Origin of the sequence: Streptomyces sp. NPDC059957 (genome assembly GCF_042730015.1) — a bacterium.
GTDB lineage: Bacteria > Actinomycetota > Actinomycetes > Streptomycetales > Streptomycetaceae > Streptomyces.
The window spans coordinates 31,970-51,968 of record NZ_JBHWMB010000013.1 but is presented as its reverse complement, the minus strand read 5'-3'; the positions used below and the strand labels follow the sequence as shown (position 1 = coordinate 51,968).

At 73.8% G+C, this 19,999-nt stretch carries 17 protein-coding genes; 8 read left to right on the top strand and 9 right to left on the bottom strand.

Annotation, left to right across the window (positions count from 1 at the left end; translation table 11 throughout):
* Positions 1-80 precede the first annotated feature (80 nt).
* Complete coding sequence (locus tag ACFWBW_RS11465) at positions 81-1,247, top strand: hypothetical protein (RefSeq protein ID WP_385370633.1); 1,167 nt, start codon at positions 81-83, stop codon at positions 1,245-1,247.
* A 233-nt stretch (positions 1,248-1,480) separates the two neighbouring features.
* Here the strand turns inward: ACFWBW_RS11465 and ACFWBW_RS11460 are convergent, their stop codons facing one another.
* From ACFWBW_RS11460 to ACFWBW_RS11450, 3 genes are all read right to left on the bottom strand, one after another.
* Positions 1,481-1,696 (bottom strand): hypothetical protein, encoded by a 216-nt coding sequence (locus ACFWBW_RS11460; protein ID WP_266956188.1) that lies wholly within the window; start codon positions 1,694-1,696, stop codon positions 1,481-1,483.
* A 52-nt stretch (positions 1,697-1,748) separates the two neighbouring features.
* Complete coding sequence (locus ACFWBW_RS11455) at positions 1,749-2,648, bottom strand: arylamine N-acetyltransferase (protein ID WP_385370631.1); 900 nt, start codon at positions 2,646-2,648, stop codon at positions 1,749-1,751.
* A gap of 205 nt (positions 2,649-2,853) precedes the next feature.
* Positions 2,854-3,996: an NADH-quinone oxidoreductase subunit D gene (locus ACFWBW_RS11450; protein ID WP_250754463.1), complete on the bottom strand. Its 1,143-nt coding sequence runs from the start codon at positions 3,994-3,996 to the stop codon at positions 2,854-2,856.
* A 123-nt stretch (positions 3,997-4,119) separates the two neighbouring features.
* Between ACFWBW_RS11450 and ACFWBW_RS11445 the strand changes: the two genes are divergently transcribed.
* From ACFWBW_RS11445 to ACFWBW_RS11435, 3 genes are all read left to right on the top strand, one after another.
* Positions 4,120-4,611 (top strand): PH domain-containing protein, encoded by a 492-nt coding sequence (locus tag ACFWBW_RS11445; protein ID WP_385370629.1) that lies wholly within the window; start codon positions 4,120-4,122, stop codon positions 4,609-4,611.
* Positions 4,608-6,062 carry a PH domain-containing protein gene (locus ACFWBW_RS11440; protein WP_385370627.1) on the top strand — a complete coding sequence of 485 codons (1,455 nt, stop codon included), beginning with the start codon at positions 4,608-4,610 and terminating at the stop codon, positions 6,060-6,062. The genes ACFWBW_RS11445 and ACFWBW_RS11440 overlap by 4 nt, the downstream gene beginning before the upstream one ends.
* Positions 6,063-6,278: 216 nt before the next feature.
* On the top strand, positions 6,279-6,890 hold the full coding sequence (locus tag ACFWBW_RS11435) for a hypothetical protein (protein ID WP_385370625.1): 612 nt from the start codon (positions 6,279-6,281) through the stop codon (positions 6,888-6,890).
* A gap of 56 nt (positions 6,891-6,946) precedes the next feature.
* On the opposite strand, the gene ACFWBW_RS11430 is transcribed toward ACFWBW_RS11435, so the two are convergent.
* Genes ACFWBW_RS11430 through ACFWBW_RS11420 form a run of 3 tightly spaced genes read right to left on the bottom strand, consistent with a single transcriptional unit; the run spans position 6,947 to position 10,011 of the window.
* Entirely contained in the window at positions 6,947-8,110 is a 1,164-nt protein-coding gene (locus ACFWBW_RS11430) for an endonuclease/exonuclease/phosphatase family protein (RefSeq protein ID WP_385370623.1), read from the bottom strand.
* Between the two features lie 3 nt (positions 8,111-8,113).
* Complete coding sequence (locus tag ACFWBW_RS11425; protein WP_385370622.1) at positions 8,114-8,809, bottom strand: response regulator; 696 nt, start codon at positions 8,807-8,809, stop codon at positions 8,114-8,116.
* 2 nt (positions 8,810-8,811) lie between these two features.
* Positions 8,812-10,011, bottom strand: a complete 1,200-nt coding sequence (locus ACFWBW_RS11420; RefSeq protein ID WP_385370620.1) for a sensor histidine kinase — start codon at positions 10,009-10,011, stop codon at positions 8,812-8,814.
* A 106-nt stretch (positions 10,012-10,117) separates the two neighbouring features.
* Between ACFWBW_RS11420 and ACFWBW_RS11415 the strand changes: the two genes are divergently transcribed.
* Positions 10,118-11,275 carry a hypothetical protein gene (locus tag ACFWBW_RS11415; RefSeq protein WP_385370618.1) on the top strand — a complete coding sequence of 386 codons (1,158 nt, stop codon included), beginning with the start codon at positions 10,118-10,120 and terminating at the stop codon, positions 11,273-11,275.
* Between the two features lie 120 nt (positions 11,276-11,395).
* On the opposite strand, the gene ACFWBW_RS11410 is transcribed toward ACFWBW_RS11415, so the two are convergent.
* The gene (locus ACFWBW_RS11410) at positions 11,396-12,952 is read right to left on the bottom strand and encodes a M28 family metallopeptidase (RefSeq protein ID WP_385370616.1); all 1,557 of its coding nucleotides are present in this window, start codon (positions 12,950-12,952) and stop codon (positions 11,396-11,398) included.
* A gap of 416 nt (positions 12,953-13,368) precedes the next feature.
* Entirely contained in the window at positions 13,369-14,493 is a 1,125-nt protein-coding gene (locus tag ACFWBW_RS11405; protein WP_385370614.1) for a DUF5937 family protein, read from the bottom strand.
* Between the two features lie 367 nt (positions 14,494-14,860).
* Here ACFWBW_RS11405 and ACFWBW_RS11400 point away from each other — a divergent pair, with 367 nt between their 5' ends.
* From ACFWBW_RS11400 to ACFWBW_RS11390, 3 genes are all read left to right on the top strand, one after another.
* Positions 14,861-15,541 carry a helix-turn-helix transcriptional regulator gene (locus ACFWBW_RS11400; protein ID WP_385370612.1) on the top strand — a complete coding sequence of 227 codons (681 nt, stop codon included), beginning with the start codon at positions 14,861-14,863 and terminating at the stop codon, positions 15,539-15,541.
* A gap of 32 nt (positions 15,542-15,573) precedes the next feature.
* Complete coding sequence (locus tag ACFWBW_RS11395) at positions 15,574-16,128, top strand: DUF3291 domain-containing protein (protein ID WP_385370610.1); 555 nt, start codon at positions 15,574-15,576, stop codon at positions 16,126-16,128.
* An 897-nt stretch (positions 16,129-17,025) separates the two neighbouring features.
* A complete protein-coding gene (locus ACFWBW_RS11390) occupies positions 17,026-17,235 on the top strand; it encodes a hypothetical protein (RefSeq protein WP_385370608.1) in 210 nt (69 codons plus the stop codon).
* A 715-nt stretch (positions 17,236-17,950) separates the two neighbouring features.
* Here the strand turns inward: ACFWBW_RS11390 and ACFWBW_RS11385 are convergent.
* A complete protein-coding gene (locus tag ACFWBW_RS11385; RefSeq protein ID WP_385370808.1) occupies positions 17,951-19,057 on the bottom strand; it encodes a threonine aldolase family protein in 1,107 nt (368 codons plus the stop codon).
* Between the last annotated feature and the right edge of the window lie 942 nt (positions 19,058-19,999).

The window sequence follows — 19,999 nt, the reverse complement described above, 5'->3', positions numbered from 1 at the left end:
CGCCGGGTGCGGTAACTGCTCGGGAACAGATTCCCGGGCGGCTACCCCACACCCCGTCCACTCCCTGTAAATTTCAGGCCATGCCCCGTGGACGCCACCGCAATCCCGAACCCCTTCACCGGCTGCTCACGCCGACGGCCGTCGCCGGTGTGTCCGTAGCCGGCGCCGGAGCCGCCTGGCTGCTCGCGGAACCGATGGCGTTGCGCCTGCTCGTGGCGCTCACCGCGGCCGCCGGGCTGGCCGGCGCCGTCGTCATGCGCTCGTGGGACCTGTCGGCCGGCCGCCGGGTCAGCGAGCTCGGGCGCGAACGGGTCAAGGACGAGTGGCGCACCGACGAGCGGATAGCCGAGCTCGAATCCGACCTCGAAGAGGCCCGGGTGCTGCGCGGCAAGCTCGACGCCAAACTGCGCGCCAAGCGGGTCGAACTCGCGGGTCTGCGCGGGGAGCACGCGGCGCTGCTGCGCCGGTACGCCACCGCGGAGACCGAGCGGGCGAGCGCCCTGGAAGGACGCCGGCTGCTGGCCATCGAGGCCGCGGCCCCGGCGGCCCGGGCCGCTTCCGCCGCCGCCGGGCAGAAGGAACTTCCCGCGGTCTCCGAGGAGCGCACCAGCGCCGGCGCCGCCACCTCGGTGGGCTTCGCCCGCGCCCACGCCGCGCTCGTGGCGCTGGCCGACAAGACGGCGAAGGCCGCCGACCCCGACGGGCCCGCCCCGGAGCCGCGGCGCGGCCCGGCCGCACTCCCGGCGGCCAAGGCGGCCCCGGCCGCCCGCGCCCTCCCGGCGGCTTCCGCCGCACCCGCTGCCCCGGCAGCCCCCGCCGCCCCGGCGAAGCCCGCCGCGCTGGAGTCGCACTCCCGCCCCGCGCTCGCCGGCCCGGTGCCCGTGGGCCCGGCGGCCGCCGTCCCCGCGCGCCGGCTCGCCGCCGCGGTGGCCCCGTACGCCGCGCACCGCCGGCCGACCTCGCGCGTCGAGGGCGGCTTCGACTTCTTCGGTACGAAGACGGCCGCGCAGGCCCGCGCGGTCATCGAGTCCGTCCAGAACGAGGACCTCGCCGACGTCGTCGGTGCGGAGGCCCTCGCCGTCCACAAGGCGGAGTCCGCCCGGGGCGGAGCGGAGCCGGCGGCCCTGGCCGGCGCCGTCGAGGCGCCCGCCGAGGAGCAGCGCGCCGCGGGCCAGGTCATCGACCTCACCGCCCACGACGAGACCGAGCCGATCGACGTGGTCCAGCTGCGCGCGGCGAGCTCCTAGGTCGTCTCTTTCGGATCTTGTCGGCCGAGCCCGCGGCGTCTGGTGTCGAACGGGACGTCGGTGTCGGCCGACTCCGGGGTGAGCAGCTCCTGCGGTGATGCGGGGAGCGTGGCCACGATGTCCTCCTCCCGGTGATTCCCGTCGAACAGACTTTCCACAGCCTGTGCATAAGGTGCGCGGAGCCCCCGACGAGTCGGGGGTGCCCACTCTCTGCTCCGGAACCCGCGGGCCCTCTAGAACAGCGGGAGTTGGCCCGGCAGCGGGGACAGGGTGAAGCCGTCCAGCGTCGGGGCGGAGGCGCCGAGGGTCACGCGGGCGCGGGAGCCGGGGCAGGAGACGAGGTCCCCGCGGCCCCGCCCGGCGGGCGGGTCGTGGCGGGCGATCCGCCCGGCGGTGACGGCGCAGTCGCGGCCGCAGGAGGGGCAGGCCCGGCGGGGTGAGAGGGACATCCCCCAAGTCTGCCCTGCCCCACGGACATCGGCCCGCCCGGCCGCCCCCGGGTCAGTGGCCCCGGGCGGCCGCCCAGCTCTCGTGGGCCCGGTCCACCCGGGTCCACAGGGCCGTGCGGTCGGTCGGGGTCAGGTCGTCGAGCGCGCGGCCGAAGACCCCCTCCAGCGCGGCGTAGAACTCCTCCGGGCCGTCGAGCACGCGCTCGGTGTTCCCCCGCACCGGGTCGATGCGGCTCAGCACCCGCCCCCGCAGGGCGTCGATGCCGTCCGCGTCGCGCCGCAGGGCCGCGAAGGTCCGTACGAAACCGGAGTCCGGGGAGGTCGACAGCCGCAGGTGCTCGGCCGCGAAGCCGGCCGCCGCGGCCGGCCCGGCGGGCTCCGTGCGGAAGTTCGCGAGCGGGGCGGAGCTGCCCGGGTGGCGGTAGAGCCAGCCCACCGCGGGCAGCCGTTCCAGGGAGTAGGCGAAGACCCCCTGGCGGTACGAGCCTTCGCGCAGCGGCAGCGGCTCGTACGGGCCGTCGCCGAGCCCGGCGTCCACGTAGAAGGTGTCGGTGACGCCGGTGTTCCCGGCCCCCGGCACGCGGACGGTGAGTGCCAGGTGGTCGCCGCTCACGCCCCGTGCGGCGTCTTCGGACTGGGACTCCTTGTACACGCCGCCCACATGGCGGGTGACCTCGTAGCCGAGGTGGTCGAGGAGCGCCGCGAAGGCCCCGTTGAGGTGGAAGCAGTAGCCACCGCGACCGGCGGCGAAGCGGCGTGCCGACAGCTCGGGGTCGATGCCGGGGGCGCGGCCGAGCTGGATGTCGACGTTCTCGTAGGGGACGCGCTCCAGGTGCGCCCGCTGGAGGGCGAACAGCCCCTCCACGGACGGCGCGCCGGGCTCCTCGATGCCGAGCCGCCGCAGGTAGGCGGCGTATATGCCGGGGTGCGGGTGCGGGTCTGCTGACGTCATGCGGGCAGCCTAGTGCTGTGGCCGGGAAGGTTTGCCGGGTCGCGGCGTCCGGTGCGGTGCATCGCAAGGCGGAGGACCGCGGCTCGTACTGGACGTACTTCCGTGGTCCGACAACGCGGCGAGGTGCCGTGCCGGGCGTCGTGACCCGGTGAACCTTTCCGGTCACAGCACTAGGCGGAAGGTGGGACAGCGGCCGCGGGCATCGTCACTTGTCGATGTCGCCGACGACGAAGAACAGCGAGCCGAGGATCGAGACCATGTCCGCGACGAGCTGCCCGGGGAGCAGGACCGCCAGCGCCTGGATGTTGTTGTACGACGCCGAGCGCAGCTTGAGCCGGTACGGGGTCTTCTCGCCCTTGGAGACCAGGTAGTAGCCGTTGATGCCCAGCGGGTTCTCGGTCCAGGCGTAGGTCTCGCCCTCGGGCGCCTTGAGCACCTTCGGCAGCCGCTGGTTGATCGGGCCGGGCGCCAGCTCCGCCATCCGGTCCAGGCAGGCGACCGCGATGTCCAGGGCGTTGTGGGTCTGCTCCAGCAGCACTTCGAAGCGGGCCAGGCAGTCGCCCTCGGTACGGGTGACGACCTTCAGGACGTCCTGGAGCTCGCCGTAGGCGAGGTAGGGCTCGTCGCGGCGCAGGTCGAAGTCGACGCCGGAGGCGCGGGCGATCGGGCCGGAGACCCCGTACGCGTGGACGGCCTCGGCGGACAGGACGCCGACGCCGCGGGTGCGGGCGCGGAAGATCTCGTTGCCGCGCACCAGGTCGTCGTAGACGTGCATGCGCGTGTTGACGTCGGCGATGGCGGCGCGGGCCCGGCCCAGCCAGCCGGCCGGGAGGTCCTCCTTGAGGCCGCCGACCCGGTTGAACATGTAGTGCATGCGGCCGCCGGAGATCTCCTCCATGACGGCCTGGAGCTCCTCGCGCTCGCGGAACGCGTGGAAGATCGGGGTGATGCCGCCCAGCTCCAGGGGGTACGAGCCGAGGAACATCAGGTGGTTCAGGACCCGGTTCAGCTCGGCGAGCAGGGTCCGCATCCACACGGCCCGCTCGGGCACCTCCATGCCGAGCATCCGCTCGACGGCCATGACCACGCCCAGCTCGTTGGAGAATGCGGACAGCCAGTCGTGGCGGTTCGCGAGCATCACGATCTGGCGGTAGTCGCGGGCCTCGAAGAGCTTCTCGGCGCCGCGGTGCATGTAGCCGACCACCGGCTCGGCGCTCACGATGCGCTCGCCGTCCAGGACGAGGCGCAGGCGCAGCACGCCGTGCGTGGAAGGGTGCTGGGGGCCGATGTTGAGCACCATGTCGGTGCTCTCCGCCGCGCCGCCGATGCCGACCGTGGTCTCCGTCATGGCGGCATTGTCTCAGCCGGCGGGGGCGACCCGTAGCTCGGTCCGGATAGCGGATCGGGGCGCGGCGGCCGGCGGGCGCTGCGGGCCCGGCAAGATCCGAAAGAGACGGCCTAGGGTGGGGGGATGGACACGGGGACAGAGGGTGGGACGGGTCTGCCCGAGTGGGTGGGGCTGCGGGGAGAGCTGCTGACGCTGCGCAGGCTCCTGCTGGCGCTGTGGATGTCCCTCTTCGCGGTGGTGACGGCCGTCGTGCTGGGGCTGGCCGTCGGACCGGGGTGGGCTGCGGTCGGCGGGTTCTGGCTGGTGGTGCTGGCCTGGGGCTGGGTGATGCTCGGACGGAACTGGCGGTCCTGGCGGTACGCGGAGCGCGCGGACGACCTGCTGATCAGCCGGGGCGTGATGTGGCGGGAGCAGACCGTGGTCCCGTACGGGCGGATGCAGCTGGTGGAGGTGACCTCGGGCCCCCTGGAGCGCCGCTACGGGCTGGCCACCGTGCAGCTCCACACGGCCGCGGCGGCGACCGATGCAACGATCCCCGGACTCGCGCCCGAGGAGGCGGAACGGCTGCGCGACCGGCTGACGGAGCTCGGCGAGGCAAGGTCGGCGGGGCTGTGACGCCATCGGTTGGTGCCGGTGCCGGTGCCGGTGCCGAGGGTGGGTCCGGGGCCGAGCGGGAGTCCGCGGCCGGAGCCCGGCCGGCCACACCCGAGGTGGGGGCGGAGCCCCAGGCGCCGGAGGCCGGGGCCGTGCCGGTGGCCGAGCCCGCGGCCGGGCCCGGTCAGGAGCGGCGGCTGCACGTCCTCACCCCGCTGCGCCGCGCCTGGGTGCCGATCGCGGCGACCATCGGCATCGTCGCCCAGCAGGGCGAGAACCTCGCCGAGTGGGTGACGGCCGTCTCCACCGTCCTGCGGGTCCTCGCGCTGTTCGCACTCGTCCTCGTCTTCGGCGCGTACGGCTTCCTCAGCTGGTGGTTCACGCACTACGCCGTCACCGACACCGAACTGCGCATCCGCAGCGGGCTCCTGTTCCGCCGCACCGCGCACATCCGCCTCGACCGGATCCAGGCGGTCGACGTCACCCGCCCCCTCCTGGGCCGCATCGCGGGCGTCGCCAAGCTGCGGCTCGACGTCATCGGCACCGAGGCCAAGGACGAGCTGGCCTTCCTCTCGGAGAAGGACGCCGTCTCGCTCCGCGCCGAGCTGCTGGCCCGCGCGGCCGGTTTCACCCCGGCCGAGGCGCCGCTCCTGGGGGAGGCCCCCGAGCGGGAGCTGCTCCGCGTGGCGCCGCGCGATCTGGCGGTGTCCCTGCTGCTCACCCTGACCACGTGGGCGATCCTCGTCGGCGGGATCGCCGGCCCCTCGCTGGTGTGGTGGTTCAGCTCCAACCCGTGGGTGGCCATCGTCACCCTGCTCCCGGTCCTGGGCGCGATGTGGGCGGGCAGCGCCGGCCGGTTCCTCGCCGAGTACGACTGGCGGGTCGCCGAGTCCCCGGACGGGCTCCGGCTCGACCACGGGATGCTCGACCGCGCCCACGAGACGGTGCCGCCGGGTCGCGTGCAGACCGTACGGATCGTCGAGCCGCTGCTGTGGCGCCGGCGCGGCTGGGTCCGGGTGGAGCTGGCGGTGGCCGGCTCGAAGAACAACGTCCTGGTCCCGGTGGCCACCCGGGCCGACGCCCACGCCGTCGTCGCGCGGGTGCTGCCCGGCGTAGACCTCGGGGGCCTCGTCTTCGAGCCCTCGCCCCGGAGCGGATCGCGCTGGGTGGTGCCGGTGTGGTGGAAGGGGTACGGCCTGGCCGTCTCCGCGGACGTGTTCGCCGCCCGCCACGGCCGACTGTGCCGCCGTACGGAGATCGTCCCGCACGCCAAGGTGCAGAGCGTGCGCCACTCCCAGGGCCCCTGGCAGCGCGCCCGCGGCCTGGCCGACGTCCATGTGGACACAGGCGCGAACGGTACGGTCACGGCCCGCCTGCGCGGCGCGGCCCAGGCCGCCGAGCTGCTCCACGCCCAGGCGGCCCGCTCGCGCACCTCCCGGGCCGCGGCCCGCCCGGACCGCTGGATGACCTGACGCTCGGGCGGCCTGCCGTCCGGGCGCGCCGTCCGGGCGCGGCGTCCGGGTGTGGCGTCGCCGCTGTACGCCGCTCGGCGGTGGCCGGACGGGTGTTCCGTACGGCAGTCGAGGTAACTCCGTGTAGATGATATGAAACTGACGGTTGCTCCGGGTAGTGCTCAGGACCGACGGACCCTCGACCCGGTCCGCGTTCGCAACCGAAGGACTGCACTCGTGAACATCCTCCGCACCGCACGCATCGCCGCCCCCGCCGTGGCCGCGCTCACCGCGACGCTGGCGTTCGCCGGCCCCGCCGCCGCCGACCCCGCGTTCGTGATGCGCAACGGCAGCCAGATCAACTTCGCCGCGCTCCCCGGAGAGTCGAACAACGTCACCTTCAGCATCAGCGGCGGGTTCTTCCAGGTGACCGACTCGGGGAGCACCCTGACCCCGGGCCCCGGCTGTGTCCAGTTCAGCAACGCCAACACCGTCCGCTGCGGCACGGGGGCCGTGACGCGCATCCAGGCGTCGCTGGGCGACCGCGACGACGTGGCCACGAACAACACCTCGGTCCCGAGCGACCTCGTCGGCGGGGAAGGGGACGACATCCTCGTCGGTGGCAGCGGACCCGACCGGCTCACCGACTCGGACGGCTGGAACGCCTCGCCCGGCACGACCCTCACCTTCAACGGGCGCGGCGGCAACGACACCGTCCTGAGCCGCAACGGCGGATTCGACCGGATCGACTGCGGCGAGAACCCCGCCGACTTCGACATGCTGCTCGCCGACTCGGCCCCCGTCGACGCCGTGGTCCCGAGCACCTGCGAGTTCGTGCAGCGCTTCTGATGCTGTGACCGCCCCGACCGCTGGGTGATCTGCCCGATGGCCGGCTGCCGGCCGGCTCAGCCCGTGGGGACCGCGAGGGTGGCGCGGCCCGTCAGGATGCGGTGGTCGGAGCAGTTGACCCGCTTCACCGGCACGGCGATCCGGTCGTCCGGCCCGACGGCCTCGCAGTCGCCCGGGATGTTCTGCGCCCGCGCCGAATAGGTGCCCCCGGGCAGGTCGCCGCGGGCGAGGATCAGGTCGATCTTCGCGTGCGGACCGCACGCGGGGGGCCCGTTGACCTCGCGCGGGGGCAGCGCCGTCCACGAGCCGTAGCCCGGGCAGTGGTCGGGGTCGGAGTCGTCGAGCTCGGTGTGCTTCTCCATCAGGGGCTTCAGGCGGGCGTACTCGTCGAGGTCGGGCTGGGCGTTGAAGTCGCCCGCGACGAGGTACACCTGCCTGGCCTTGGCGAAGGAGTCGAGCACCCGGCCCACCGCGGTCAGCTGCTGCGCGTTGATCTTCTTCTTCGCGGAGCCGCCGCCCCCGGTGGGCATGGGGCGGTTCGATCCGGTGATGTGGACCGTGCAGAACTTCATCCGCGGCTGGTCCCGCAGCGGTGCGCAGAGCATTTTGCGGTCCTCGACGCCCCGCCCCACGGCCGTCAGCCGGTTCTTCTCGGCCTTGGTGTAGTCCTTGGGCAGGACGTAGTCCTTGGACGGACCGAGCTCATGGCTGCTGAGCAGCGCGTTCCCGTAGCCGCCGCCCTCGCAGATGCCGGTGCCGGGGGCCCGGGTCAGGGTGAACCGGGCGTGGGCGTACGGCGTCTTCCACCCCTCGGTCCTGGCGAGCCGCTTCACCAGGGCCTCGTACTGGCCCTGGCAGATCTCGTTGAAGGACATGAAGTCGGGCCGCGCCGCCGTGATGGACCGGGCGGCGTTCTCGATCAGGCCGGTGTCGGTCCGGCCGTGATGGATGGCGCTCCCCGCCACGTTCCAGTGCCACACCGAGTAGGCCCGCGCCTCGGTGACCCCCAGGTCCGGATCCGGGCCCGTGTCCAGCTCGGCTCCCCAGTCCGGTCCGGTGGACCGGCAGCCGCCGGCGAGCAGGATCGCCAGGGCCAGGACGGCCGCCCCCAGCACGGTGAAGAGGGGCCACCGCCTGCGGCGCCGGGCCCCGGGTACGGAGCCGGGGCCGGACATGGATATGGAGCCGTCCCGTACGAGGGGCGGCTTCGAGGTGCGCACGGTCTACAGGGTCCCGCCGCCGCCCGCACGGACCAGCCCGGTCTCGTACGCCAGGACCACGACCTGCACCCGGTCGCGCAGGTTCAGCTTGGTCAGGATGCGGCCCACATGGGTCTTGACCGTGGCCTCCGACAGGACCAGGCGGGCGGCGATCTCGCCGTTCGACAGGCCCTGGGCGACCAGCAGCATGACCTCGCGCTCGCGCTCCGTCAGCCGCTCGACGTCCTTGTTCCGCGGTTCCGCCGAGGTCGACGGCAGCATCGGCGCGAAGCGGTCCAGCAGCCGGCGCGTCGTGGACGGGGCGACGACCGCGTCGCCGCTGTGCACCGAGCGGATCGCGGCCAGCAGTTCGCCCGGCGGGACGTCCTTGAGCATGAACCCGCTCGCGCCCGCCTTCAGGCCCGAGAAGGCGTACTCGTCGAGGTCGAAGGTGGTCAGGATGATGACCTTGGGGTGCTCCTCCGGCTCGCAGATGCGGCGCGTCGCCTCGACCCCGTCGAGACGGGGCATGCGCACGTCCATCAGCACCACGTCCACCTTGGTGGCGCGCAGCACCTCCAGCGCCTCCAGACCGTCGCCGGCCTCGGCGACGACCTCCATGTCGGGCTGTGCGGCGAGCACCATCCGGAAACCGGTGCGCAGCAGTACTTGGTCGTCGACCAGCATCACGCGGATGGAGGGGCCGGTGGGGAAGGACATGGTCACCTTTTCTTCAGGGGGAGCAGGGCGCTGATCCGGAAGCCGCCACCGGGCCGGGGGCCCGCGTCGATGGTGCCTCCGACCATACCGATGCGTTCGCGCATGCCGATCAGCCCGTGTCCGGCGCCGTCCGCGCCGCCGTCCGTGTACAGCTCGCGGGCCGCGCCCCGGCCGTCGTCCTCGACGAGCAGGCCGAGCCCGTCGTCGAAGTAGACGAGCCGCACGCTGGCCTTCGCGTCGGGGCCGCCGTGCTTGCGCGTGTTGGTCAGCGCCTCCTGGACGATTCGGTACGCCGTCAGCTCCACGCCGCTGGGCAGCTTGCGCGGGGCGCCCTCGACCTCGAAGTCCACCGCGAGACCGGCCGCCCGTACCTGCTCGACCAGCACCTCGATCTGCTCCACGTCGGGCTGCGGCACGTAGTCCTCGGACTCCTGCGGCTCGCCGGTGCGCAGGACGCCCAGCAGCCGGCGCATCTCGGCGAGGGCCAGGCGCCCGGTGCCGGAGATGGTCTGCAGGGCCTCCTTGGCCTGCTCGGGCGCCGCGTCCATCACGTAGGCGGCGCCGTCGGCCTGGACCACCATCACCGAGACGTTGTGCGCGACGACGTCGTGCAGCTCGCGGGCGATCCGGGCCCGCTCTGCGGCGACGGCCACCTTGGCCTGGGCCGCGCGCTCCTGCTCCAGGCGCTGGTTGCGTTCGACGAGCTGGGCGTAATAGGCCCGGCGGGTGCGCAGGGAGTCGCCCATGACCCAGGCGAGGGCGAACGGGATCATCATGAACACGACGAAGAGCACACTGTCGGTGGTGGAGCTGTTCTTGTCCACGCCGATGCGCGCGAAGTACAGCGGGGAGGCGAGCAGTCCCCAGCCCAGGGCGGCGCGCGAGACCCAGCGCGGCACGTCGGCGGCGGCCACGGTGAAGAGGATGACGAGCATCGCGAAGTCGTAGAAGCTCACCTCCGCGCCGATGGCCAGCTGGTACAGGCCGGTGGCGACGGTGAGCCAGAACGCCGGCACGGTCCGCTTGCGGCGCAGGCCCACGGCGGTGCTCAGCGCGACCACGCAGGGCGTGGCGAGCAGCGCGGTGCCGGTGCCCTGGTGCTCCGAGGCGACGATGGCCATCGAGAACCCGAAGAAGAGGACAGCCCAGAAGCTGTCGACGCCCGTCGGGTGTCTGCGGAGGAAATCGTAGAGGCGCTGCACGTAACCCAGAGTAGGGACAGCAGATAGGTGCTGGAGTCAACCAGAGGGGCGATCCGAGCGAGACGCGAGTACTACCGGAGGTGGAGGCGACCATAACCTTTCAGCGATGAGCACTCAGGGTGAAGGCAGGGCACAGGCGGGCCGGCCGGGTCCGAAGCCCGGTCCGCAGGCGGGTCCGGTCCGCTGGCGGACGGCGATGGAGCGGGCGCTGTACGGACCCGACGGCTTCTACGTACGCCCCGGCGGGCCCGGCCCCGCAGGGCATTTCCGCACCTCCGTGCACGCCTCGCCGCTCTACGCGGGGGCCGTGGCCCGGCTGCTCCTGTGGGTCGACGGGGAGCTCGGCCGTCCGGAGGACCTGGACCTGGTCGACGTAGGGGCCGGACGCGGTGAACTGCTGGCCGGGGTGCTGGCGGCGCTGCCGCCGGAGACCGCCGCGCGGGTGCGGCCGTACGGGGTGGAGCGCGCGGGGCGGCCCGCCGGGCTCGACGGGCGGATCCGCTGGGTGGGCGAGCCGCCCCGGGGGACCCGGGGGCTGCTGTTCGCCAACGAGTGGCTCGACAACGTACCGCTGGACCTCGCGGAGGACGGCCGCTACGTGGAGGTCGCGCGGGACGGCACGGAGAGCCCGGGCGGCCCCCTGGACGGTCCGGACCGGGCCTGGCTGGAGCGGTGGTGGCCGGGGGCGGGCGGGGGCGTGGGCGTGGGGTTTGGCGGGGGCGGGGAGTCCGGCGCGGGCGGGGGGTCCGGCGCGGGCGGGGGGTCCGGCGCGGGCGTGGGGTCCGGCCCGGGTGTGGAGTCCGGCCTGGGTGTGGAGTCCGGCGCGGGCGGGGGCCGGGCGGAGATCGGCCGGTCGCGTGACGAGGCCTGGGCGGGAGCCGTCGCGACGGTGGAGCGGGGCCTCGCGGTCGCCGTGGACTACGCCCACACCCGGGATGCCAGGCCGCCCTTCGGGACGCTGACCGGATTCCGCGCCGGGCGGGAGACCGCCCCCGTTCCGGACGGGAGCTGCGACGTCACCGCGCACGTGGCGCTCGACGCGTGCGCGGGGCCGGGGGCGCTGCTGCTGACGCAGCGGGACGCGCTGGCCGCGCTCGGCGTCTCGGGGGCGCGGCCGGCGCTGGCGCTGGCCTCCACGGACCCGGCGGCGTACGTGCGCGCGCTGTCCCGTGCCGGGGAGGCCGCGGAACTCACCGCCCGCGGCGGGCTCGGCGACTTCGGCTGGCTGATCCAGCCGGTCGGGGTGGCCCCCTGGCCGGGGTAGCGTCCGGGGCGGAGCCCCGGCTGGGGGTCCCCCGGACGGAGTCTGGGGGATGGGCGAAGGGGCGGGTAGGGGACTCGGCGCCGCGCAGCGGCCGTCCCCTACCCGCCCCCTCAGGACGGATTACTCCGTGTCGCCGACGTGGTCGTGGCCCTCGTGGAGGCCACCTCCACTACCGGTACCGGTGCTCGGCTCGGAGACGACCGGCCGGCCCAGCGGCGCGAGGTCGTACGCGTAGTGCCCCACCGCGTCCGCGATGACGTCGACGTTGATGTCGAGCGCCTTCTGGTCGATGTTCGCGATCGTGTCGCCCTTGCCGTGGTAGTTCACGTCGTACGCGACCCCGGCCTGTCCACCGAACTTCGCCGCCTGCTCGGCCGTCTTGATGCCCTCGGCGCCCGTGAACGTACCGCCCGAGGGGATGCCGACCTCGATGAACGGGCCGTAGTCCGAGCGGCCCGAGAAGTCGGTGCCCTCACGCGGGATGTTCTTGGAGTCGAGGAAGTCGTTGATCCCCTTCTCCAGCTGGGCCGAGCCCTCGGGGCCGGGGCCCGCGCCGACCTTGTCCGAGTCGTCGCCGTCGTAGACGAAGTACGCGGCGTTCGGCGAGGCGATCATGTCGAAGTTCAGGTAGAGCTTGATCTTCTTCTTCTGGTCGTCCGTCAGCCCGGCGACGTACGCCTCGGAGCCGAGCAGGCCGAACTCCTCCGCCGACCACCAGGCGAACTTGACCTTGTTCTTGATCTTCGTCTGGCTGCTCGCGAGCCTCTGCGCGACCTGGAGGATGCCGGCCGAGCCGGAGCCGTTGTCGTTGATGCCCGGGCCCGCCGCGACGGAGTCGAGGTGCGCGCCGAGGAAGACGGTGTTGTTCTCGTCGCCGCCCCGCGTCTCCGCGATGACGTTGTACGTCTTGCGGTCCTCGCGGAGCTCGCGGATGTCGAGGGTGACCTCGACCGGTCCCGCGGCGACGTCGGCGGCGAGCCGCTCGCCCTCTTCCTGCGTGACACCGCCGGTCGGGATCTTGCCGGCGTCCGCCGCACCTATGGTGCCGTTCAGGGCGCCCGCGGTGTTGTTGTAGATCACCGCGCCGACCGCGCCGGCGGTCGCCGCGTTCTGCTGCTTGACCGCGAAGGCGCAGCCGCCGCGCTTGATCAGCGCGATCTTGCCGGTGAAGGCGCCCGCGGCGAAGTCGGCGGCCTCGCAGCCGTTGGTGCCGTCGGCGTCGACCGGGGTGGCGGCGACCTGCGCCGTCACGCCGTCCGCCGGGCCGCTGGCGGTGTACGTCATCAGCTTGATCGGGACGTCGCGGCCGGCCGCGCCGTTGACCTTCAAGGTCTCGGCGACCGTCTCGACGTACACGAAGTTGAACTCGTTCTTGGTGACCTTGTATCCGGCCGCGCGCATGACGAACTCGACGTACTGGGCCGACTGGGCGTGGCCCTTGGAACCCGCCACGCGGTTGCCGTTGTTGTAGTCGGCGATGGCCTGGAAGACCTTCAGGTGGTTGTTGGCACCCTTGCCGGTGGAGTCCTTGACCAGCTTTCGGGCCAGCGCGTCCGCCCGGGCGGCGTCGCTCTGCGGGCTGCCGGTGGCTCCGGCGGGTCCGGCGAGGAGCAGCGGGGAGACGAGGGCCGCGGCCGCCAGGGCGGCGGTGGCTGCGGCTATACGGCGTGAGGGCATGAAAGTCCTTCCACGGCAGATGCGCGTGCGCATGCGTATGGCGTGTGGCGTGTGGCGTAAGGCTGTGCGGCGTTGGTGGTACGGCGTGCAGCGATGCAGCGTGCAGGGGTGCAGGGGTGCAGGGGTGCAGGGGTGTGAGGGTGCTGGTACGCGGATGCGGACGCAGGTCAGGTGCGTTGCGCCGAGTAAGGGGGAGCGGTGGACGCACGTTAGACACCAAGTGGCGGCCATGGCCAGACTTTTCACTGATTCCGGTTTGTGAAATCCGTATATCGGAGTATCTGAGCCGTCGAAAACAGGCCAGTGCCCGCTCTCCGCTCCCGCGGGGTTGCCGCAGGGCCACGGCAGAGCCAGGGCATGGCTACCGCAGAGCTACGGCAGGGCTGCCGCAGAGCTACCGCTGGGCTACTGCAGAGCTACCGCAGGATGCCCTCGATGAAGTCGGAGCCGATCCGCGCGACCGCCGCCAGGTCCAGCTGGTGCTGGACGTACCGTCCTTGGCGGCGGGTCTGGATCAGCCCTGCCTTCTTCAGTACCGTCAGGTGGCGGGAGACCTCCGGGGCGGTGATCCCGTGCGCGGCCGCCAACTCGCCGGTCGTGTACGGGGCGCGCGCCAGGTTGCGGCACAGCAGCATCCGCATCGGATGGGCCAGTGCCTCCATGCGCCGCTGCAGCAGCTCCACCGACCCCGGGGAGGAGGCCAGTTCGGGCGAGCCGAGCGGGTAGTGGATCACCGGGCGCCAGCCGGGGGCGTGCAGTACCAGCAGGTGGGGCCAGCCGAAGTTCGTGGGCACGAACAGCAGGCCGTCGCCTATTCGGGGGTCGGTCGCGGTCGTGGACCCGTGGACCATCTTGTCCACCGTGACCGTGGTCAGCCGCTCGTCGGCGCTCAGCGCCGAGGAGACCTCCTTCAGCACGGCGGGCAGCCCCTTGCGCCGCAGCACCTCCTTCTTGTGCCGGGCGTCCGCGCTCTGACGGGGCTCGACCCGGCGCCAGGTCTCGGCGAAGAAGGCCTCGTCGCAGTCCTCCAGGAGCCGGCGCAGCCAGACCCGTACACCGGCGGTGTCGTCGAGCACCCGCACGGCGAAGGCCAACTGCTGCGGCCCGCGCGCGGAGGCCGTCTCCAGGGCCTTGGCCCGGGCGAGCGGATCCGCGAGCGGGGACGGCCCGGCGTCTTCGCTGTAGAGGCCCAGCCGGCAGTGCTCCAGCGCGGCCGTCACGAACCGCTCGTCGTCCAGCCGGTCGAGTACGTCGAGCTCGGCCGCCAGGGTGGCGGCGGGCAGGCCGGAGCCGCCGGGGATCCCGGCGAAGGCCATGAACAGATCGGCGAAGGAGCTGCGCCACATGAAATCGCCCTCCAGCAGCCGGTCCGCGAGGTCGGGTTCGAGGGCGGCCGCGGTGGTGGAGGTCCAGGAGGCGAGCCCGGGGTGATGGCCGGGCTGGGAGAGCGCGTGCAACGCCATGCAGAGCTCTGCGAGCGGGGACGGCGCGAAGCCGATCCGCTCCGCGGGGAGCCCGGTGATGTCGATGGTGACGCTCATCAGATCATTCTGCCGCTGCGCGGGCCTGGTGCTTGCCAGGCCACGCCTCGTTCGGCCACCCGGCCGATGCGGGTGGGATGGGGTGGGGTGGCTGCGGTGGGCCGGTGCCGGGGGCGGGGTGGGGTGTCGGCCTGGACTGCATGATTTAGGCGCCCTTTGTCGGTCTTCGACGGCTCGGGCTTCCTTTGCGCCACAAATCACGCTTTACGTCCAGGCCGACACCCCACCCCGCCCCCGTCCCCGTCCCCGGCCCTGGCCCTGGCCCCGGCGCGGGCATCGGGGCCGGGGGCGGGGCCGCGTCCAGAGCTGCGGGTGGGGTGGATTTCGGCTTTCTATCTCCAATCTGTGTTGTTCCTAGAATGGCCGGGTGGAGGACATCAATGTGATCGCGGTGTTGCAGGATCCGGTGCGGCGCCGCCTGTACGAGTTCGTGGTGGCGCAGGGCCGTGAGGTCGGCCGCAACGAGGCCGCCGAGGCGGCCGGGGTGGCGCGCACGCTTGCCGCGCACCACCTGGACAGGCTGGCTGAGGCCGGGCTGTTGGAGAGCGGCAGCCGGCGCCTGACGGGCCGTTCGGGGCCGGGGGCGGGCCGTCCGGCCAAGGTGTACACGCGGGCGCGGGTCGAGTGGTCGGTGTCGCTGCCCGCCCGGGACTACCGCACGGTCGCCGAGCTGCTGGCCGAGGCCGCCGAGCAAGCGGGGCTGGACGCCGGGCTCTGTACGGCCGCTCGCCGCCGGGGTGAGGCCCTGCGCGGCTCGGCGGCGCCCTGTGGAGGCCTGGAGGAGGCGGTGGAGATGCTCGCCGCCCGCGGCTATGAACCCCATCTGGAAGGCGCCGAGGGGGCGGACGGGGTGGCCGTACCCGTCGTCCGTATGCGCAACTGCCCCTTCCATGTCGTCGCCGAACGCTTCCCGCCGCTCGTCTGCGGCATGAATCTCGCGCTGCTGGAGGGGCTGTTGGGTGCGGACGGTCCCGTGCGCGCTCGGATGGACGCCCGGCCGGGTGAGTGTTGCGTGGTGGTCGAGGATTCTAAAAACAATGATCATTGACATAGAAATACGGGTCGTGCTGGGATGAGGCCATGACCGCATCCGCGCATGCCGCCCACCTCGCCCAGCTCAACGTCTCCACGCTCACCCACCCGCTCGACGACCCGCGCATCGCGCCCTTCGTCGAGATGCTCGACCCGGTCAACGCCGCCGCCGACGGCGCGCCCGGCTTCGTGTGGCGGCTCGTGGGGGACGGGGAGGCCGACGCCACCGGCCTGCGCCCGGCGGGCGAGAACGTCATCGTCAACCTGTCGGTGTGGGAGACCCAGGAAGCCCTGTGGGACTTCGCCTACCGCAGCGGGCACCTCGAGGTGATGCGGCGACGCCGCGAATGGTTCGACCGGCACGTCGAGGCGCACATGGTGCTCTGGTGGGTCCCCGCCGGGCACCTCCCGACCGTCGGCGAGGCGCTGGCGCAGCTGGCAGACCTACGAGCGCACGGGCCGTCCCCGCGCGCCTTCACCTTCGCCTCCTCCTACACCGCCGCCGAGGCCGCGGAGCACAGTGAGGCCGCCCCGGCGGCGCAGCCTGAGCGGCCCGCCCTGAGCGCGCGGGCAACGCCTGCGGGGGACTCGGCGGCGGTCTGAGCCAGGGCTGGGCAGCCCGGCTGAGTAACGGCACGGCGCGGACACCCTCGTGGTGGTGGTGGTGGTGGTGGTGGCGGCGGTGGTCGTCGTGGTCGACGCGCCCCATCAAACGGGGCGGAGTCGCCGACCCGCCCTTCGCCCGTTCCCAGGGCTCTGCCCTGACCGGTCCTCAAACGCCGGACGGGCTGGGGGCACGCTGCCGCTGCCGCTGCCGCTGCCGCTGCCGCTGCCGCTGCCGCTGCCGCTGCCGCTGCCGCTGCCACGGCCACAGCCACAGGCACGGCCACAGGCACGGCCACGGCCACGGCCACAGGCACGGCCACGGCCACGGCCACAGGCACGGCCACAGGCACAGGCACAGGCACGGCCACGGCCACGGCCACAGGCACAGGTACAGGTACAGGCGCAGGCAGGGCCACACCAGTGCCTGTGCACCCGGAACCCGGCACCCGCCCGTCGGGTGCGTTCTCAGCCGTCCGGCGTCTGCAAACCTGGGGCTGGGGAGCCCTAGAGGGGACTGTGCGGAGCCCGGCACCCGCCAGCCCCCCGGCTGGGGTCTGTGGGGAGCCCCCGTGGCACTTCCAGCCGTCGCCGGCGTTGGAGGAGGTCTGGGCGGAGCCCAGTTGTACCCCCGGCCCGTCTGGCGCTTGAGGACCGGGTCCGGGCAGAGCCCGCTGCATCCTCAGCCCCGCCGGCGTTTGAGGCGCGGGGCAGGGGCTGGCCCTGGGAACGGTGGAGGAAGGGCGGGTAGGGGACTTCGCCCCGCGCAGCGGCGGCACACCGCGCCCGGCCGGGGCCCGGGGGTCCAGCCGGCCGGAGCCGCCGCCCCGCCGGGCGGATTGACGGGGTCCGTCAATCACCGCGCGGAGCGCCCGCATACAGGTTCAGGGTGGATGCATGACCGCGATCGAGCAGTACCTCGTCGACGCCTACCGGGCCTCACAACACGGCACCCCGATGCCCCCGCCGCCGGGCCGCGACGACGTGGCCGTCCTGCGCGCGGCCCGCAACTACGAACAGTTCCGGGCCGTCCTCGACGGCGCCTCGGCCCGCCACCCCTGGCGCTCGGCCCTCCACCGCCTGCTGACCCGCCCTCCGACCGCCTGACGGCCGGGCGCGCGGCCTGCGGGTCCTCTCCCCGCGCTCCTGCCGACTCCCAGGCCCGGTCCGGTCAGCCGACTCGGCCGGTCGGTCTCGGCCCGGCCCCGGCCCCGGCTCTGCGGGCCCGGGCTCCTGCGGGCGCTCGGCTTTGCACCGTCTGCTGACTCGCCCCTCCGACCGCCTGACGGCCGGGCGCGCGGCCTGCGGGTCCTCTTCCCGCACTCCTGCCTACCCCCAAGCCCGGCCCAGCCAGCCGATTCGGCCAGTCCCCGGCTTGACCCTGCGGGCCCAGGCCACTCCTGGCGCTCGGCCTTCCACCGGCCCGCCCCCCGACTGCCTGACGGCCGCGCGCGCGGCCCACTGGGGCTCTCCCCGCGCTCCAGCCGACTCCCAGGCCCGGTCCGATCAGCCGACTCGGCCGGTCGGTCTGGGCCCGGCCCTGCGGGCCCAGGCCACCACTCCTGGCGCTCGGCCATGCACCGCCTGCTGACTGGCGCCTCCGACCGTCTGACGCCCGGCGCACGGCCCACGGGCTCTGTCCCAACGGTCTTGCCCACTCGCAGGCTCTGCCGGCCCCGGCCCGGCCCGGCCCCGGCCCGGCCTGGCCTGGCTCTGTCGGCCCGGGCCAGACCAGCCCGGGCCAGCCCAGCCCGGGCCCGGCCGGCCTCGGCACAGCCCAGCCCCGGTTCTGTCCGCCCCGCCGGCTACCCGCCCGTCCGGGCTACAGGCGGGCCACGAAGTCCGCTACCGCCGTCGTGACTTCGGCGTCCGTCCAGGACAGGCCCGGGCGGGTGACTTCGACCTCCGTCACCGCGAGGCCCGGCGGGCCGTCGGGGGACCAGCGGCGGAAGAGGACCGTGCCCGTCTCCTCCGCGAGGCGCAGGCCCGCCTCCGTGAGGCGGTCCGCGTCGTACGGGAGCCACACCTGGAACTGGTGGGTGTGCGGGACCTCCGGGTGGACCCGGAACCAGGGGACCTCCGGCGCCGCGGCGAACGCCGAGGACATCGCGTAGGCGACCGTCCGCGCCTTGGCCACGTAGGAGGGCAGCTGCGGCAGTTCCCGTTCCAGCCCGGCCAGGGCGGACAGCGCGGCCGGGAACTGGCGGAAGATCTGGCCCCCGTACCGGTGCCGCCACACCCTCGCCTCCGCCACGAGCGACGCGGATCCGGCGAGGGCGGCCCCGCTGAGGCCCCCGAGGGACTTGTAGAAGGAGACGTACACCGAGTCCGCCAGCGCCGCGATCTCCGGCAGCGACCGGCCGAAGTGGACCGTCGACTCCCACAGCCGGGCCCCGTCGAAGTGGACCACCGCGTCCCGTTCCCGGGCGGTGTCCACCAGCGCCGACAGTTCCGCCCAGGTCGGGAGCAGGAAGCCCGCGTCCCGCAGCGGAAGTTCCAGCATCAGCGTCCCGAACGGCTCCGGCAGCTCGGCGAGCTCGGACGCGGTCGGCTGGCGCGGTTCGCCCGTCGGGTAGACGGTCCGCAGCCCCGAGACGACGGACAGCGCGCCGCCCTCCCAGCGCTCCGGGTGGCTCATCGGGTGCAAGGCGACCACCGGGTTCCCGGTCCGGCCGGCCCAGCAGCGCAGCGCGATCTGCTGGGCCATGGTCCCGGTCGGGAAGAAGGCCGCGTCCTCGGTGCCGAGCAGCTCCGCGACCCGCCGCTCCAGCCGCTCCACGACCCCGTTGCCGTAGATGTCGCCGGGCTCGTCGGGGTCCGGGGCCATCCCGCCCAGCTCCGCCAGCAGATCCCCGACCGTCGCCTCCCGCAGGCTGTCCGACAGCTTCCGCGAGGCCGCTCGCCCTGCGATCACGATGCGTGCCGCGATGTCGTCGGCGGCCTGCTCTGCGGCCTGCGCCGCTACCGGGTGTGCGGCCTGCGCCGCTGCCGGGTGTGCGGCCTGCGCCGCTGCCGGGTGTGCGGCCTGCGCCGCTGCCGGGTCTGCGGCCCGCGCCGCCGCCTGCTCTGCCGCCTGCTCTGCGGCTTGTGCCGGAGCTGAGTCCGCGCTCTGCGCCGCCGTCGGGTCGGCGGCCTGTGCCGCACCCTCGCCCGCGCTCTGCTGTGTCACCGCATCCGCGGCCCCGCTCGGCTCCGGCACCTGGTCCGCGCTCTGCGCCGCCACCGGTTTTGCGGCCTGGGCCGCCACTGGGCCCGCGGCCCGCTCCGCTACGTCATCTCCGCTCGGTGCACCGGCCTCGTCCGGGGCTCGCCCCGGGTCCGGTTCGGCGGCCCCGGCCGTGTCCGTCACCCGCTCGGCCGCCCGCTCCTGGGCCGCGTCCGTGCCCCGCTGTGGGGTCGGGGTCGGGGTCGGGTGCGGGTTCGTGCCCGTGGCCCGTTCGGCTGCCGCGTCCGGTTCCGCGATCCGCTCCGTGCCCGCGACCCGCTCCGCCGCCGCATCGGGTTCCGCGATCCGCTGCACGCCCGTGTTCCTGCCAGCCCCTTGGCCGGAGCCGGAGCCCGGCTCCGAGCCCCACTCTGGGCCTGAGCCCGGCTGTGTTGCCGTACCGGAGCTGGGCTCTGAGCCCGCCCCTGCGCCTGGCTGCGTACCCGTCCCCGAGCTGGGCTCCGAGGTCGGCCCTGCGCCCGAGCCTGCCCCCACACCCGAGCTGGTGCCCGGCTGCGTTGCCGTACCGGAGCTGGGCTCTGAGCCCGCCCCTGCGCCCGGCTGCGTTGCTGTACCGGAGCTGGGCTCTGAGCCCGCCCCTGCGCCTGGCTGCGTACCCGTCCCCGAGCTGGGCTCCGAGGTCGGCCCTGCGCCCGAGCCTGCCCC

Excerpts from the sequence above, each read along its gene's own strand:
- ACFWBW_RS11455 (WP_385370631.1), bottom strand. The coding sequence starts at position 2,648 with ATGACGTCAGCAGACCCGCACCCGCACCCCGGCATATACGCCGCCTAC.
- ACFWBW_RS11425 (WP_385370622.1), bottom strand. The coding sequence starts at position 8,809 with ATGTCCTTCCCCACCGGCCCCTCCATCCGCGTGATGCTGGTCGACGAC.
- ACFWBW_RS11410 (WP_385370616.1), bottom strand. The coding sequence starts at position 12,952 with ATGCCCTCACGCCGTATAGCCGCAGCCACCGCCGCCCTGGCGGCCGCG.
- ACFWBW_RS11465 (WP_385370633.1), top strand. The coding sequence starts at position 81 with ATGCCCCGTGGACGCCACCGCAATCCCGAACCCCTTCACCGGCTGCTC.
- ACFWBW_RS11395 (WP_385370610.1), top strand. The coding sequence starts at position 15,574 with ATGACCGCATCCGCGCATGCCGCCCACCTCGCCCAGCTCAACGTCTCC.
- ACFWBW_RS11415 (WP_385370618.1), top strand. The coding sequence starts at position 10,118 with ATGAGCACTCAGGGTGAAGGCAGGGCACAGGCGGGCCGGCCGGGTCCG.
- ACFWBW_RS11450 (WP_250754463.1), bottom strand. The coding sequence starts at position 3,996 with ATGACGGAGACCACGGTCGGCATCGGCGGCGCGGCGGAGAGCACCGAC.
- ACFWBW_RS11460 (WP_266956188.1), bottom strand. The coding sequence starts at position 1,696 with ATGTCCCTCTCACCCCGCCGGGCCTGCCCCTCCTGCGGCCGCGACTGC.
- ACFWBW_RS11390 (WP_385370608.1), top strand. The coding sequence starts at position 17,026 with ATGACCGCGATCGAGCAGTACCTCGTCGACGCCTACCGGGCCTCACAA.
- ACFWBW_RS11405 (WP_385370614.1), bottom strand. The coding sequence starts at position 14,493 with ATGAGCGTCACCATCGACATCACCGGGCTCCCCGCGGAGCGGATCGGC.
- ACFWBW_RS11445 (WP_385370629.1), top strand. The coding sequence starts at position 4,120 with ATGGACACGGGGACAGAGGGTGGGACGGGTCTGCCCGAGTGGGTGGGG.